This is a genomic window from Gammaproteobacteria bacterium (assembly GCA_041395725.1).
GTDB lineage: Bacteria > Pseudomonadota > Gammaproteobacteria > Pseudomonadales > Pseudohongiellaceae > NORP240.
Genome location: JAWKZW010000001.1, coordinates 2,905,126 through 2,919,299, shown reverse-complemented (window position 1 = coordinate 2,919,299; position 14,174 = coordinate 2,905,126). Strand labels below are relative to the sequence as shown.

At 53.9% G+C, this 14,174-nt stretch carries 13 protein-coding genes; 8 read left to right on the top strand and 5 right to left on the bottom strand.

Features of this window, described 5'->3' with window-relative positions; all coding sequences use genetic code 11:
* Positions 1 to 206: 206 nt before the first annotated feature.
* The 4 genes from R3F50_12790 to R3F50_12775 all read left to right on the top strand — a co-directional run bounded on the left by R3F50_12790 (position 207) and on the right by R3F50_12775 (position 5,261).
* On the top strand, positions 207 to 1,067 hold the full coding sequence (locus R3F50_12790; protein MEZ5491180.1) for a cupin-like domain-containing protein: 861 nt from the start codon (positions 207 to 209) through the stop codon (positions 1,065 to 1,067).
* An 834-nt stretch (positions 1,068 to 1,901) separates the two neighbouring features.
* On the top strand, positions 1,902 to 2,180 hold the full coding sequence (locus R3F50_12785) for a hypothetical protein (GenBank protein ID MEZ5491179.1): 279 nt from the start codon (positions 1,902 to 1,904) through the stop codon (positions 2,178 to 2,180).
* 480 nt (positions 2,181 to 2,660) lie between these two features.
* Positions 2,661 to 3,941, top strand: a complete 1,281-nt coding sequence (locus R3F50_12780; protein MEZ5491178.1) for an outer membrane protein transport protein — start codon at positions 2,661 to 2,663, stop codon at positions 3,939 to 3,941.
* Between the two features lie 9 nt (positions 3,942 to 3,950).
* Entirely contained in the window at positions 3,951 to 5,261 is a 1,311-nt protein-coding gene (locus R3F50_12775) for an adenylate/guanylate cyclase domain-containing protein (GenBank protein ID MEZ5491177.1), read from the top strand.
* Here R3F50_12775 and R3F50_12770 read toward each other — a convergent pair whose 3' ends face one another.
* The 5 genes from R3F50_12770 to R3F50_12750 all read right to left on the bottom strand — a co-directional run bounded on the left by R3F50_12770 (position 5,262) and on the right by R3F50_12750 (position 11,764).
* Positions 5,262 to 5,603 (bottom strand): hypothetical protein, encoded by a 342-nt coding sequence (locus R3F50_12770; GenBank protein ID MEZ5491176.1) that lies wholly within the window; start codon positions 5,601 to 5,603, stop codon positions 5,262 to 5,264. It abuts the gene before it with no gap.
* 418 nt (positions 5,604 to 6,021) lie between these two features.
* Positions 6,022 to 8,079, bottom strand: a complete 2,058-nt coding sequence (locus tag R3F50_12765; GenBank protein MEZ5491175.1) for a molybdopterin oxidoreductase family protein — start codon at positions 8,077 to 8,079, stop codon at positions 6,022 to 6,024.
* A 49-nt stretch (positions 8,080 to 8,128) separates the two neighbouring features.
* Positions 8,129 to 9,175, bottom strand: a complete 1,047-nt coding sequence (locus R3F50_12760) for an MBL fold metallo-hydrolase (GenBank protein ID MEZ5491174.1) — start codon at positions 9,173 to 9,175, stop codon at positions 8,129 to 8,131.
* Between the two features lie 237 nt (positions 9,176 to 9,412).
* Positions 9,413 to 10,654: an NAD(P)/FAD-dependent oxidoreductase gene (locus R3F50_12755; GenBank protein MEZ5491173.1), complete on the bottom strand. Its 1,242-nt coding sequence runs from the start codon at positions 10,652 to 10,654 to the stop codon at positions 9,413 to 9,415.
* A gap of 186 nt (positions 10,655 to 10,840) precedes the next feature.
* Complete coding sequence (locus R3F50_12750; protein MEZ5491172.1) at positions 10,841 to 11,764, bottom strand: histone deacetylase family protein; 924 nt, start codon at positions 11,762 to 11,764, stop codon at positions 10,841 to 10,843.
* 323 nt (positions 11,765 to 12,087) lie between these two features.
* Here R3F50_12750 and R3F50_12745 point away from each other — a divergent pair, with 323 nt between their 5' ends.
* The 4 genes from R3F50_12745 to mnhG all read left to right on the top strand — a co-directional run bounded on the left by R3F50_12745 (position 12,088) and on the right by mnhG (position 14,158).
* Positions 12,088 to 12,621, top strand: a complete 534-nt coding sequence (locus R3F50_12745) for a GNAT family N-acetyltransferase (GenBank protein ID MEZ5491171.1) — start codon at positions 12,088 to 12,090, stop codon at positions 12,619 to 12,621.
* A gap of 303 nt (positions 12,622 to 12,924) precedes the next feature.
* Positions 12,925 to 13,398 carry a Na+/H+ antiporter subunit E gene (locus R3F50_12740; protein ID MEZ5491170.1) on the top strand — a complete coding sequence of 158 codons (474 nt, stop codon included), beginning with the start codon at positions 12,925 to 12,927 and terminating at the stop codon, positions 13,396 to 13,398.
* Positions 13,398 to 13,670 (top strand): monovalent cation/H+ antiporter complex subunit F, encoded by a 273-nt coding sequence (locus R3F50_12735; GenBank protein MEZ5491169.1) that lies wholly within the window; start codon positions 13,398 to 13,400, stop codon positions 13,668 to 13,670. The genes R3F50_12740 and R3F50_12735 overlap by 1 nt, the downstream gene beginning before the upstream one ends.
* Positions 13,670 to 14,158: a monovalent cation/H(+) antiporter subunit G gene (mnhG, locus tag R3F50_12730; protein MEZ5491168.1), complete on the top strand. Its 489-nt coding sequence runs from the start codon at positions 13,670 to 13,672 to the stop codon at positions 14,156 to 14,158. Before R3F50_12735 ends, mnhG begins: the two co-directional genes overlap by 1 nt.
* Positions 14,159 to 14,174 lie beyond the last annotated feature (16 nt).

Sequence of the window (14,174 nt, the reverse complement as noted above, 5' to 3'; positions counted from 1 at the left end):
CAAGCGTGTTGGCCTAATCGATCAGAGGATTCAAAACAATGAAGGTGTCCAGGCCGGTTTTGATTGTTAACATGGAATTGTTTTGGTTATCCGTGGGCGGTAAACTTTGCCATCTTTTGGTAAAAGTTTCACAACACTTGCGATAGCTGAAAACTCGCTCAGTGTATGGTGTAAAGAACAAAAGTTCCTTAATAGGAGTCATGAATATGTCCGATTCAATAAATAACCTGGCCGAGGGTTGGGGGAGAAGTCCAGTATCCTTCGATCGGACCTGGATTGATCTTTCCCAATTGCCTACAGATTTAAAACTGATTGATCAATTACTTCGACAGATGCCGGGCAGTCAGGTTTTCGTTCGGGTGACCTCGCCAGACCCCTCAAACTCAGATATCCAGCGACTATCTCTGGCCGAGGTTCCAGACCTGGTCGAAAGGCTTGAGAGTGGGGAAGGCACTATTCACTTACAAGCGATACAGCTAGATGAGCACTTGGGCGTCTACGCTGATTTTAAGCGAGACTTTATAGCAAGAGTGGCAGAAAGTGTCCCTGAGTTTGATCCCGATCTATTATTGAGCAGTAGTGTAGGGCTATTTGTATCAACGCCAGGTGCGGTTGCCCCGTTTCATGCGGATCCTGAGCACAATTTTTTATTGCAGGTCATTGGCAATAAAGTAATGCATAGTTTTCCGCCGATGGACTTTGAAACGTTCCCCAGCGAAGCCAGAGAGGCCCTGGCTTCTGATAAAATATCCATGTTACAGACTTACAAGCCAGAGTTTGAGGGGAGGGCTGCGGTATTGGAACTAAAGGTGGGTGACTTTATTTACCACCCTCCCATGTCACCCCATTGGGTTAAGACCGGCCCAGAAACTTTTTCTTTGTCTTACACGATTTCCCTGGTAACCCAAGACGTAGATCAAACATTGCTATTGCATAAAGTAAACCGCCGTCTGCGCAGATTTGGGTTGAATCCGAGTCAGGAGGGGGCCCATCCTTTTTGGGACTCAATAAAAAGCAAAAGTGCTGCCTGCGGTCGCTCTCTCAGGCAAATGATTCGCTCCGATTGATGTTCTGTTGAGTATATTCAGTGGCATTTGCAAAACCGGTCTGGTCGCAGGTCAGCCTCTTGGCTGTAACGACATAATGCCGCTCTATGACGCGGCAGTGGCGTTGCGTCTTTGCTGCGTGACCAAGAAAAATCCGTCTTCACCCTGGGCGCAATACCAAGGGTAATCAGTATAAGTGCGATCCATGACGACGCTGCTATCCACTGACAATTGCGAGGTACGACTAATGGTGATGTCGAAAGACTTATCATCAGTCCGGGTCGAGAGGTTGCAGTCAGAATCACGCAAGCTTGAGCAGTCAGATACCTGAGCCAGGCATCGCGCAACTTACTGCGACGATGGCGACATCTTGCGTAGTCAGCTAGTCCAGCGTTAGGAGGATTGCTTAACTCAGGTGGGAATTAGGACGCTTTTGGAGAGGAAGCCTGGCTTGAAGGCGGATGTCGCTACATTGATAGTAAATTGCCTGCCCTGGAGCCCTTTCAATCAGACTTCAGACTCGCCACTTCCACCAAACAGTCATAGAAAGTCGGTGCACGACCCAGATCGGCCAGGCGCTGACTGGTCAGTTCGTTGACGTTGCGGCTGTCGGCGTTCATTTTACGCCACCAGATGGTTCTGTCCTTGCCTACGGCGGCGATCCAAACGGCGCTGCCTTGTCGAGAGACACCATGCTGCTCGCCGTATTGATTGCCTCAGGGCTTCAGATTCCTACCCAGTTCTTCGCCGCCGCGTACTCCGACCGCAAAGGGAGACGCGGCGTATTCATGCTTAGTGCTATATTGACCGGGCTCTGGGCTCTGGGCTCTAGGCTCTAGGCTCTAGGCTTTCGCCTTGTTCCCGTTGATAGACAGAGGCAACTTCTGGTTTATTGTGGTCGCGATCAGTGGTGGTCTCATGTTCCTGGGTATGATGTATGGGCCACAGGCGGCCTTCTTCACTGAATTGTTCAGTACCGAAGTGCGTTACTCCGGTGCATCACTGGGCTGTCAGGTGGGAGCAATTCTAGGCGGGGTATTTGCACCTGCCCTAGCAACCATTCTTTGGACGGAATACGATCTCATCTGTGTGTCGGTGTATATTGCCGGTGCGTCCTTACTGTCCCTGATTTGAGTCACGCTGCTCACAGAAACATATTGAAGCAATTTGAATGACACTGACTGACAATAACGACTATATGTGGATCAGGCATTGATTTATCCTGACTCGAATAACCGGAAATGGCTTTGTTTGAATCTGATGCAGAGCAGGTTGGGTCGTAAACAACAAGTCCATCACAGGGAACGCCGTAAACCCATCTCTGGGGGCTCGGGCTCGTCCTGCCTCGCACGTCCCCGCCACGGACTTGTTATTCACGCCCCTTGTTCGGAAACCTTGCCGATTCAAATAAAGCCATTACCGAAAAATTGCGGGACATGACAAAGCAGTGTGTAACGGAATTTGCTGAAGCGCTCAGCAATGCTCGTGATTTCTGGGCAAATTCCGCCTAACTGTGAACATATTCACAGCTACGAAGTTCTTAACTGCGAGTAATTGTGTGCAATTGTTACCATTCGAGGCTATTTCACAGTCAAATACGGGGGTAATCGATTTATGCGCGTGCTGCTATGTGGTCTTCTGTTCGGCATTAGCAATATAGTGAATGCAACAGATTTATGGCGAGCTGGAGGTAGTGCCGATGCCATGGGCGCTGCAGGTATTGTAGGTCTTGCCCCAAGTCCATTGGCTGCGGTGTCGGCAAATCCCGCGCTGTTGACAAAAACCAGAGATCAGAACCAGGCCAGTTTGACTTCGATTTTTGTGGATTCCCGTTTTCGAAGTCGTTTCAATGAATCTGCCAGGGCAGATCGTGGGCCGGGAATACTGCCTGAATTTGCATTGTCGCGCACCCTACCGGACTCGCGTTGGTCCTGGGGTGCCGGGTTACTGATTCAGTCTGCCATGCGCGCCGAATTCAGCTTTGTCGACCCGAGCGGGACATTGGGTGTGAGCTATGGTCGGCAAACTCACCGTTCCGAATATGCAGTTGCATCGATCAGGGGGAGTGTGGCCTATGCGGTAAATGATGCCCTGTCTGTCGGTGCGGCCGTGGGCATTGCCTACAATCGCAATCAGTTGCAAGCACCGTACATATTCCAGACCCATCAGGTATTGCAGGGATTCAAGGTTCTGGTCGATCTGGATGCGGACGACACCGCATGGAACTCCACATTGGGACTGGACTATGCAATCACGTCGTCGTTGCATTTCAATCTGGCGTACTCCTTTGAAACACGGTTTTCCGCCGATGGCGATGTCAGTGGTAACCTGGGCCAATTGAAATTGGGAATACAGGAAGATTTTAGCTACGATGCCAATGTCAGAACGGCATTACCGGCGAGCATACTTGCCGGATTTACCTGGCAGGCGACAGATCGTCTGCAATTGGGGTTGCAGCATGACTGGATCAACTGGGAAGACTCTTTCATCGACTTGCCTATTACATTGACCAACGGCACCAACCAGGACCTGAATGCTTTTTTGGGTGAAGACTTTATTCTCGACACTGCCCCGCTGAGTTGGCATGATCAGCACGTGATCCATGTGGGCGGTGCCTACGCACTAGACCGCAACAAAACCATACGCCTGGGCTTTGAGCAAGGTAACCGTCTGGTTCCGCGTACCACTATCACACCGATGACCGCCGCTATTCTTGAGAAGGCACTGAGTGTTGGTGTGAACGTTGAATTCGCGGATATCAGTGTCGATATTGCATACCGACTAAGTGACAGCTCAGATGTGCGCGTGACCAACAGCGGCCTCAAGGCGGGTGAGTACAATGGAACTCGCCAATCCTTGCGTTTACATTCATTTGGGGTGTCGTTCAATTTTTAGGGAGTCAGGGTGTCAACGACCGAAAGCTTGATAATTCCGCCACTGCCAACCATTGAAGAACGATTTCAAATAGAAATGTTTCTGCGCGAAGCCCGCGCAGAAAGGTTCGCCTGCATCCTGTGGGTGACTGTCATTGCCATCACCTACATTTTCCTGCTGATAGACACGGAAATTCAACAGAATCTGCGGCGCGATATAACATGGCTGGTTGTCATTACAGTTCCCTCGTTTATGGCGATTTTCTTTTATATACAATCCGGTCGCTATCACCCCTTTGTCGCTTATGTTAATACGATTCTGCAACTCACGGTGGTGTCCGGTGCCATCTATCTCGACACGCGTGCATACGGGGCACAATATGCCTTGAGCTCCATGCCGCCAATAGCCTACGGGCTTGTGATTATCGTTACAGCCTTTCGATTGCGCCCGTACATGGGCTTGTTCGCTGGCGCCATGGCGGCGGCGCAATTTATCGCTATTTACATCCTGGTTGGACGACCAGCCAGTGACATGTCCCCCGAGCTATTGGCACAAGTACCCAGCCTGGACTGGGAAGTAACGATAATGAAGGTTGTGGTATTGCTGGGGCTGGGTGCTGCCGGCAGCTATTCCGCGCGCAGTTTGCGGAATGAGTTATACAATTTTATTGCGACCGCCAGACAGGAGATGCGGTTGCATCAGAGCCTGGGGCGTTATGTGTCCAGTCAGATTGCGGACGCCTTGCGCGACGAGAGCCAACAGTTACTCGCTACAGATAAGCGGGAAGTGGCAGTAATGTTCGGAGACATAAGAAATTTTACCAAGTTTTCCAATTCGCACTCAGCAGCTGAAGTAGCAACTCATGTAAATCAGTTTTTTGACCGGGCGGACGAAGCGATCAACGCCGAGCACGGCGTACTGAACAAATTCCTTGGCGACGGTTTCATGGCCATATTCGGTTTGTTCGACAGTGTGGAGGATCCTCGTATTGCAGCCACTCGTGCCGCTTTTCAGATAATTGGAAAAACCACGAAAGAATTGGCGGACAACGACATGGGCGTCGGCATTGCAATCAACTATGGTGAAGTTATCGCTGGCGAAATTGGGTCGGCAGGTCGGTGTGAATACACGGTACTGGGCAACACGGTAAACATTTCCGCTCGGCTTGAGGGGCTTAATCGCAAATTGCGCACGCAATTACTGGTCACGCAGGATTTTGCGGATGCACTGCCGGCAAACTTCGTCAAAACAACTTCGTATGGAAAACATAATATCCGCGGGATACCTGACGCTATAGAGTTAGTCGAATTGACTGCATTGATCGATGATGCCGACAGATAACTAATTCACAGGCAGCGCTTCGGAAGAGTCTTTAAAGGGAGCTTCTATCCACATTATGACACTGTAGGTTGCAAGGGCACTTACGTGTGACATCAGATGCGCGTACTCGTAATTTATCAGGTACGCCAATATCCCATAACTCTCCATGCCTACGAGCATGTAAGATCCTGCAGAATAAGGACCGCCGCGCTTTATTGCCAGCCCCATGGCGCAGCAGGTAAGAATACCGGCTGAGCCAAAGGCGGATGCTTCAACGTCCAGGTTGTAGACACTGTCCGCATTGAGCGCAAGTACATAGGCAATGATCCCAAAACACACCACTGCCAATCGTGCAGTGAGCACCTAGCGGGATTCATCCGGATTGTTCAGCAAGGACACGACCAGATTGTGCGATACCAACGGCTTAAACGTAGGGCACAAGGTATCTCCAAAGTAGGCTGCTGTCCAGATTGGTGAGCAGGTGGCTCACCGAGAGATCCAATTAACGCAAAATCAGTCAGAGCCTCTGAGAAATCAGCCGCTTTCCATCAGCAATCAGGCCATCGCTCGCAGGTAAGGATGTCGAACACCTGAATAAGCCGGTGTTTGCTGTTAGGGGCGAACACCCCATGGAAGCGGGTCAGATTGACTCTTGGTTTCGTAACCAGAGCAGCCAGCCTCGCCATTAAATCCAATGACTCGAAGATGACGATTCGACGCGAATACAACGAGCAAATTTCTTAAGCTATTAAACTATCAGTGTCCCCTACTAGGCTCCCATTCAATCAGACCTCAGGCTCTCCACTTCCACCAGGCAGTCATAGAAAGTCGGGGCACGACCCAGATCGGTCAGGCGCTGACTGGTCAGCTCGTTGACGTTGCGGCCGTCGGCGTTCATTTTGCGCCACCAGATGCCCAGGCCATTGACCACACCTGGGCGGGCACGCGGCGAGATTTCCAACCGGCAATGGTAGTCACCACGGTCATTGAATACCCGCACCAGTTCGCCATCGTTCAGTCCGCGCGCCGCGGCATCCTGTGCGTGCATCTCCAGCAGCGGTTCCCGCTCGATATCCCGCAGACTGATGACGTTGACGAAGGTGGAGTTGAGGAAGTTGCGTGCCGGTGGCGAGATCATCGCCAGGGGATAACTGGCGGAGCTGCCCGGGCGTTCGTAATTGGGCAGGTAATCCGGCAGCCCCTCCCCGCCTTCGTCCTCCAGTTGCTGACTGAAGAACTCACACTTACCCGACGGAGTGGGAAAGCCACCTGCGGCGAAGGGTGCATCAGGAATCGGCAGCTCCGTGTAGCCCTTGTTCAGCAGCGTGTCGAAACTTACCAGGTCGCCGTAGGCGGTGCGGGCCAGCTGCTCGTCGCTGTCGCTGAAACACGGCTCCGTAAAACCCATGGCGGCGGCCAGTTCCCGGAATATCTGGGTGTTGGGTTTGCAGTCGCCCAGTGGCGCGATGGCCGGGCGGTTCAACAGAACGTCGGTGTGGCCGTAGGCGCGATGGATATCCCAGTGCTCCAGTTGGGTGGTAGCGGGCAGCACGTAATCGGCGTAGTCGGCAGTGTCGGTCTGGAACTGCTCCAGCACCACGGTAAACAGGTCGTCGCGGGCGAAACCTTCAACCACCCTGCCGGACTGCGGCGCGACGGCCACGGGATTGCTGTTATACACGATCAGCGCCTGGATCGCGGGGCCGAATTCCGGGCTGGCGGGACGCAGCAGGTCATCGCCGATGGTGCTCATATTGATGGTGCGGGGGGCGGGATCGCGGCGTAGTTCGGGCATTTCCAGCGCGGCACTGCGGACCGGGAAGGTGCCGGAACTGGACAACAACAGGCCGCCGGCACGCTGCCGCCAGGCACCCGTCAGTGCTGGCAGGCAGGCCACCAGTCGCGTCGCGTTGCCGCCGCCGCGGACTCTTTGCATGCCGTAATTCAATCGGATAGCCACGGGTTCGCCCTGTCTGGCAGTGACACCGTAGTCCTTTGCCAGGGATCGAACCTGTTCGGGATTGATGCCGCAAACTGTCGCGGCACGCTCCGGTGGCCATTCCAGCGCCCGGCGCGCCAGCTTGTCGTAGCCCACGGTGTAACGGCTGATATAATCGTGATCCAGCCAGTCGTGGGTAATCAGTTCGTGCATGATCGCCAGCGCCAGGGCACCGTCGGTGCCAGGCATGATGGCGATGTGCTCGTCACACTTGTCGGCGGTTTCAGTCCGGCGCGGGTCGATGCAGATCAGTTTGGCACCGTTACGTTTGGCCTGCTGGGCATAACGCCAGAAATGCAGGTTACTGGCGATGGAGTTGCTGCCCCAAAGCAGGATGACCCTGGACTCGGCATAGAACTGCACCTGCATGCCGACTTTGGCGCCCAGGGTGTAGACCAGGCCATCGCCGCCGGCGGTGGCGCAGATAGTACGGTCCAGCAGGGAGGCACCCAGCCGGTTGAAGAAGCGACTGGCCATGGACTCCCCCTGAACCAGGCCCATGGTGCCGGCATAAGAATAAGGGACCACAGCCTGCGGGCCGTTGCTGGCGACGATGGCCTGGAGGCGGCCGGCTATCTCACTGATTACATCGTCCCAGCCGACTTTCTCGAACCGGCCTGAACCCTTGGGGCCGATACGCCGCAACGGATGCAACAGGCGCTCCGGGTGATAGACCCGTTCCGTATAACGGGACACCTTGGTGCACAGGCCGCCGTTGGTATGGGCGTGGGCCGGATTGCCCTGGACCTTTGTTGCCACCCCGTCCTGCACGGTGGTCACAAAGGAACAGGTATCAGGACAGTCGTGTGGGCAGGCGCCAAAAACGGTATGTGATGTCATGACCAGATGCTTCGAAATCAATGCAGAGTTTGAATATTCCGGCCAGGAGTCACTGCCCCGCCGCCTGTTGTTCCAGCCTGAGCTGTGCAGCCCTGGCGCAGCCTTCCATGACCTGGAAATAGCGCTGTACCCACTCTTCACCCAGTACATAAGGATGTGGCCCGTCACCGCGCCCCGCCAGCATACGATTGCGGCTGGTTGCGCTATCGAACACCGAATGGTTGGAAAGAATAACCGAGGCGTTGACTGCGGCCGCCTGCGCGGCGATATGGCGCTGTGAATCGATGTAGGTCTGGAAGTTCTGGATCCCAGGGTCCGGCGTATTGTTGACGAAGTTGAACGCGGTGCCGCCTGAGTAGGCTACCGTGACCGGTTCGCCGTTGTCGAACACCGTGAACGTGTATGACAGGGTCCCGCGTGTGTGCCCCGGTGTTTCCCATAGCGTGACTGTTGTATCGCCGAGCGTGATATCCATGCCGTCGTAAGCGACGATGCCGCGCCCGTCCCTTCGGGTGGGAGACATGGTGGCGTAGCGGTTCGGGTATCTTTCCAAGAGTTCCCAGTCGGCCGAGCCCATGACCACCTGGGCATTGAAGCGTTCCTGCAGCATTTGCGCACCACCGATGTGATCGCCATGGGCATGGGAGATGATGACATAACGGATGTCTTCCGGATCCAGCCCCAGCTTTTCCAGTCCGCCTATGATCAACTCCCGTGAATTGTAGGGATAGATGGTATCGATAATGATTATGCCTTCGCTGGTGGTGAGCGCCCATGCCGAGTGCACTTTGCCACCGACAAAGTACAGGTTGTCGAAGACTTTTGCCGGTTCGGCGTACCAGTTTTCCCGTGGCGGTATCAACGAGGGATCCCTGACGTAGGAGGGCAGATTGTTGCTGGTGTTTTCGCCGCCGCTGGCGGGCAGCAGGCATATCGTGTTCAGGGTACCCAGAAACTCGGTGCCCGCGGCACTCTTGGCGGCGCGGATCGCGGCTTCTATCTCGGCGCCGAAATCCCGTGAATTCTGGGCCACAGCAGGGATCGTCAGTGAGCCGGCCAGGACCAGCAGCAGGCAGGACAAGGGGCGAAATTTCATGGGGAATTTCCTGTTCTGATTATTGTTTTTCTAGAGTCAGTCAACCCGATTGAGGCTGGCACTTCTCCCTCGCTGACTCAGCGGGCGGAGAATCTCTACTCAAGCCTGAGCTAAGCGGCCGCTTTAATACCCGTTGCCCGGGTCAGGGTGCGTGGGATTTATGGGAGGCATTAAGGCTATCTCCGAACCACGGAGTTGTCCAGTTTTGCAACCAGCAATAAATGGCCGTGCCGTAATTTATACAACTTGTCCGGCCACATAGGCAGACGACCAGGCCCATTGGAAATTGAACCCGCCCAGGTGTCCACTGACGTCCAGAACCTCGCCGATAAAATACAGGCCGGTTTGATTTTTTGCCTCCATAGTCTTGGAGCTGATGCCGTTTGTATCCACTCCCCCAAGAGTAACCTCGGCTGTTCGATAGCCTTCCGTCCCGGACGGTGTTACCAGCCAGCGGTTAATTTTCTGCCCGATTGACCGCAGTCGTTTATCAGAAAATTCCAGCAAGGGTATTTCTGCCAACTGGGGCCACCACAGGCTCTGCAACTCAACAGCCAGCGATTTTGTGAATTTTTGATTAAGAAAGGTTTTGAGCCGGGTTTTGACCTTGTCCCGCTTGGCTTGTAACAACCATGCAGTGGCATCGAAAGCAGGTAAAAGATTTATTTCCACTGCATCACCCTCGCGCCAGTAACTGGAAATCTGCAGTACTGCCGGGCCGCTCATTCCTCGATGGGTGAAGAGCAGCTGTTCAGTAAAGGTTCGACCGTTACAGCGAATCTCTACTTCGAGGGAAGAGCCAGACAGGCGCTCGCACAGGGGTTTCATGGCATCAGTAAACACAAAAGGAACCAGCCCGCTGCGTCGCTCGGTCACTTCGAGGTTGAATTGCCTGGCTATCTCATAGCCGATGCCACTGCCACCCAGCGTCGGCACAGACAGCCCGCCAGTCGCAATCACCAGCGACTGGCAGCATAGCTTTTGTACGCTTTTCTGCTCACCTGCGCCCTGTGCTATTTCAATCTGATAGCGATTGCGGAGAGAGTCAGATTCGGCACAGGTGATTTCTTTAACCTCACAATGGGTTCTGATTGCCACGCCGAACCGCTCACACTCCGCTTGCAACATTGACACAATATCTTTAGCCGAGTGAATACAGAACAACTGGCCATGCTTGCGCTGTTCGTACTCAATCCGGTACTGCTCCACCATGCCAATGAAATCCCATTGACTGTAAGTGCTCAACGCTGATTTGCAAAAGTGCGGGTTGCCTGAAATAAAATTATCTGCCTCTACAAACTGATTGGTGAAATTGCATCGGCCTCCACCAGACATCAGGGTTTTTTTGCCAATCCTGTTAGCTTTCTCTAATACCAGAACTCGCCGGCCCCGTTTGGCTGCCGTTGATGCACAGAATAAACCGGCAGCACCTGCACCGAGGATGACAACGTCGTAGCTGGATGTGGGAGATTGATTCATTAGGTATGAAGCAGTGAAGAGTCGGGCCAGGTCAGTGAAGGAATCGAAAAGCTAAGAACCCCTGCTTAATCGGAAGTTCCTTAACGGATAGTAAATCAGCGCGCATCATAACGCACACTGATTGCGCGTTCAGAATGGCTTGATAACGCCCGGATTTGCCGCCGGCCCCCTCTGCCCCCAATTCTTTTAAAGACTCATGAGCGCACGTATATGTGCTGCAGCGCTGCGCCCAAGAGCAGAAAGGTCATAACCACCCTCCAGAGAGGACACGATACGCCCCGAGGCATGTTTTTCTGCCAGTTCCATCAACTGTTGCGTAAGCCAGTAAAAGTCATCCACGGTGAGATTCAACTCCGAAAGCGGATCATCCCCGTGACCATCAAAGCCGGCAGAAACAAGGAAGAAATCCGGCTTCTCGGCGTTTATGGCCGGGAACCAGTGCTCAGCGATCCTGTCGCGGAACTCAACTGAGCCCTCTCCCGCTTGTAGAGTGACGTTGACAATATGACTGCTGTCCTTGGCATATTTTTCATCCGGGTAGTTGGGGTATTGGAAGCTTGAGCAGATTACCACCTCTTGATTGTCCTGAAAGATATCCTCGGTCCCATTCCCGTGGTGAAGGTCGAAGTCCAGGATGAGTACTTTGCGAATACCTTTCTGCAACAATGCATGGGCTGCACCCACGGCGATGTTATTGAAAAAGCAGAAACCCATACCCTCTGCCCGTTCCGCGTGGTGGCCAGGAGGTCTGACGTTGCAGAATGCATTCTCAACTGCACCGGACATCACGAGATCGACACCTTTTGTAACCGCTCCCGCTGCCCGGCGCGCCGCTTCCAGGGTAAAGGGGTTCATGACAGTTTCGTTATCCAGATGCCAGTACCCTTCTTTTGGCGCATGCTTCTCTATGAAATTGATATAGTCTGCATCATGCACACGCTCAAGCTGGGCACGGGTCGCGCAGGGAGCCCTGTGCTGAACAAGCAGGTCATACAACCCGGCTTCGATCAGCGCATCGCTGATGGCTCCCACTCTGGAAGGGCATTCGGGATGAAATTCCCCCATCTCGTGACGATAGCAGGCGGGGTGTGTAATAAGCGCTGTTGTCATGAATAGAATGTTATTGCATTTCCAGCTGGGCTGGTGAATTGTGGCGTGAAGACTGCCTGTGAATACTGGTGGAATTATGGAGCCTCCGGTTAATTACCACAACGCGCTGCCCCTCAGGTGAGTCCTCTGGCAAAGCGCATTGCCGGCGGCAATGCCACGGCCTGCCTGGGCAGTACAGCGAAGCCAGCGGGCTTGTCTGAAGCCCCCTCCGGGCGAGGCCTGTCAGGCGCCACCGGGTCGTTGTCGCGCTTGGCAAGGGAGTGACATTTATCTGCGCCCCACAGACTCCCGCAGAGCATTGTGATAATTATGAGAGGCTCTTTATGAGTCAGATCGACAAAGATTTCAGAGAAACCTACCGGTTAGCTGACGGCACCCTGGTTGTGTTTCGCCCCATCACGCCGGAAGACGCACTTATCGAGTGGGAATTTGTCCATGGCTTGTCCGAGCAGTCCCGCTACTATCGATTCTGCGCCGGCACCCGGGATCTTACTCCTGACATGGTCAGGTATTTTACCCATATCAACCTCAGTCAGCATATGGCCTTGATCGCGGTGATTACCGAACCGGATGGTTCAGAGCGGGAAATCGCCGTTGCCCGCTACTTCAAACTGGAGAATCAGAACCGTTGCGAATTCGCGATTGTGGTAGATGATCGCTACCAGGGGCAAGGCGTCGGCCACCGCATGATGGAATTACTGATACTGGATGCCCGGGCGAAGCACTATGAAGTTATGGAGGGGGAGGTGGTCGCCGGCAACAGACGAATGTTGAACTTTGTCAAAGAGCTGGGTTTTCGCCTATACAGAATAGAAGATGAAGGCACCCTGCTTAAAGCGGAACTGCCTCTCGACTAGTCAGCCGGCCTGATGAAATCGGCTCATGTCCTGAATTGGTAGACAGTGTCCCCTTTTCTTTTTGGTTCCTACCCAGTGAATTAGTGAATCAAGAGCACGTCAGGCAATCCTGATTAATCAAGGTTGCCTGAATTTTCGAGTTCCCGTACAACCGGTAGAAGTCGCCCCGGTCATCGGACCCTGCGAGGCTGGACAAATCGGTTCAGGGGATATAAGTTCTAGTTAACCGGTCGCCTTGTGTCTGTCGATGATCGTTCGGTAATCAATCTGAACTTATAAATAAGAAGCGGGAACCCGAGGAAGATGAAGAATTCAATATGGCTCGCGTTGGTTCTGGCTGTATTCTGGATCATTAATTCCGGCCACTTTGATTTTCTGCTCCTTACCTTCGGTGCACTGTCGGTGGCGCTGGTTATTGTCATCACCCGGATCATGAGCAGGGTAGACGGGGAATACTATCCTACCGTCATACTCTCATCCGGCCTGCCTTTCTATCTGCTTTGGCTGCTGAAGGAAATTGTCAAATCGAATCTCGAGGTCATCCGCTGTATCTGGCAGCGAAACCCGGCAATCGAACCCCGAATCATCCGAATAAAAGCTTCACAGAAGACCGACCTGTTCAAGGTGCTGTATGCCAATTCAATCACTATGACGCCCGGTACAGTTACCATAGAGGTCGAAGGTGATGAATTCACCGTCCATGCGCTGACACGATCGTCGCGGGAGGGGCTCGAGGCTGGCGAGATGGACCGCCTGGTAAGGAGACTCGAGAACTGATGTATTTCGCTGTTACCACCGCAATCCTGGTCGTGATGGTCCTGGCGTTGACCCGGGCGCTGCTTGGCCCCACGCTCTACGACCGTATTCTGGCCATCAATACCTTCGGCACCAAGACGGTGCTGCTGATTGCCGTGTTCGGCCTGGTAGCCGGGCGCTTCGATTTCATCGACATCGCCCTGGTCTATGCACTGATCAATTTCATCAGTGTCATCGCCGTACTGCGCTTCTTTGAATACAGCGATAACGCCACCGGCCAGGAGCGCTCCTGATGGCAGGGATGCTTGATAGCCTGAGCTGGATACTCCTTTTGCTGGGTGGCTTTCTGGGCATCACCGGCGCGGTGGGTCTGTTCCGGTTCCCCGATTTCTACACGCGTCTGCATGCCGCCAGCGTCACCGATACGCTGTGCGCCGGTTTCATTGTGCTCGGTTTGATGTTGCAGGCACCCGACGCGATGATGGTTATCAAGCTTTTGCTGATCCTGCTGATTCTGGCCTACACCAGCCCCACAGCTGCCCATGCCCTGGCCAAGGCGGCCATGCACAGCGGCCTGCAGCCACTCCTGAGTGACACGCCCGACGCACCGGTCGCGGCAGCAGCGCTGCAAGGGACCGGACAGGCTGAACCGCAATCCGAGGCAAGCTTCGACGAACCAGGCGCAGGGCCGGATCAAGAGCAGCGCAGCAGCGCAGGCGAAGGACAAGGCAGAAAACCGGGCGAGGAATTCGGCGAAGGAGAATCGACATTAACACCCTGATCGACATCGTACTGCT

Excerpts from the sequence above, each read along its gene's own strand:
- R3F50_12780 (MEZ5491178.1), top strand. The coding sequence starts at position 2,661 with ATGCGCGTGCTGCTATGTGGTCTTCTGTTCGGCATTAGCAATATAGTG.
- R3F50_12750 (MEZ5491172.1), bottom strand. The coding sequence starts at position 11,764 with ATGACAACAGCGCTTATTACACACCCCGCCTGCTATCGTCACGAGATG.
- R3F50_12765 (MEZ5491175.1), bottom strand. The coding sequence starts at position 8,079 with ATGACATCACATACCGTTTTTGGCGCCTGCCCACACGACTGTCCTGAT.
- mnhG (MEZ5491168.1), top strand. The coding sequence starts at position 13,670 with ATGGCAGGGATGCTTGATAGCCTGAGCTGGATACTCCTTTTGCTGGGT.
- R3F50_12755 (MEZ5491173.1), bottom strand. The coding sequence starts at position 10,654 with ATGAATCAATCTCCCACATCCAGCTACGACGTTGTCATCCTCGGTGCA.
- R3F50_12745 (MEZ5491171.1), top strand. The coding sequence starts at position 12,088 with ATGAGTCAGATCGACAAAGATTTCAGAGAAACCTACCGGTTAGCTGAC.
- R3F50_12740 (MEZ5491170.1), top strand. The coding sequence starts at position 12,925 with ATGAAGAATTCAATATGGCTCGCGTTGGTTCTGGCTGTATTCTGGATC.
- R3F50_12790 (MEZ5491180.1), top strand. The coding sequence starts at position 207 with ATGTCCGATTCAATAAATAACCTGGCCGAGGGTTGGGGGAGAAGTCCA.
- R3F50_12760 (MEZ5491174.1), bottom strand. The coding sequence starts at position 9,175 with ATGAAATTTCGCCCCTTGTCCTGCCTGCTGCTGGTCCTGGCCGGCTCA.
- R3F50_12735 (MEZ5491169.1), top strand. The coding sequence starts at position 13,398 with ATGTATTTCGCTGTTACCACCGCAATCCTGGTCGTGATGGTCCTGGCG.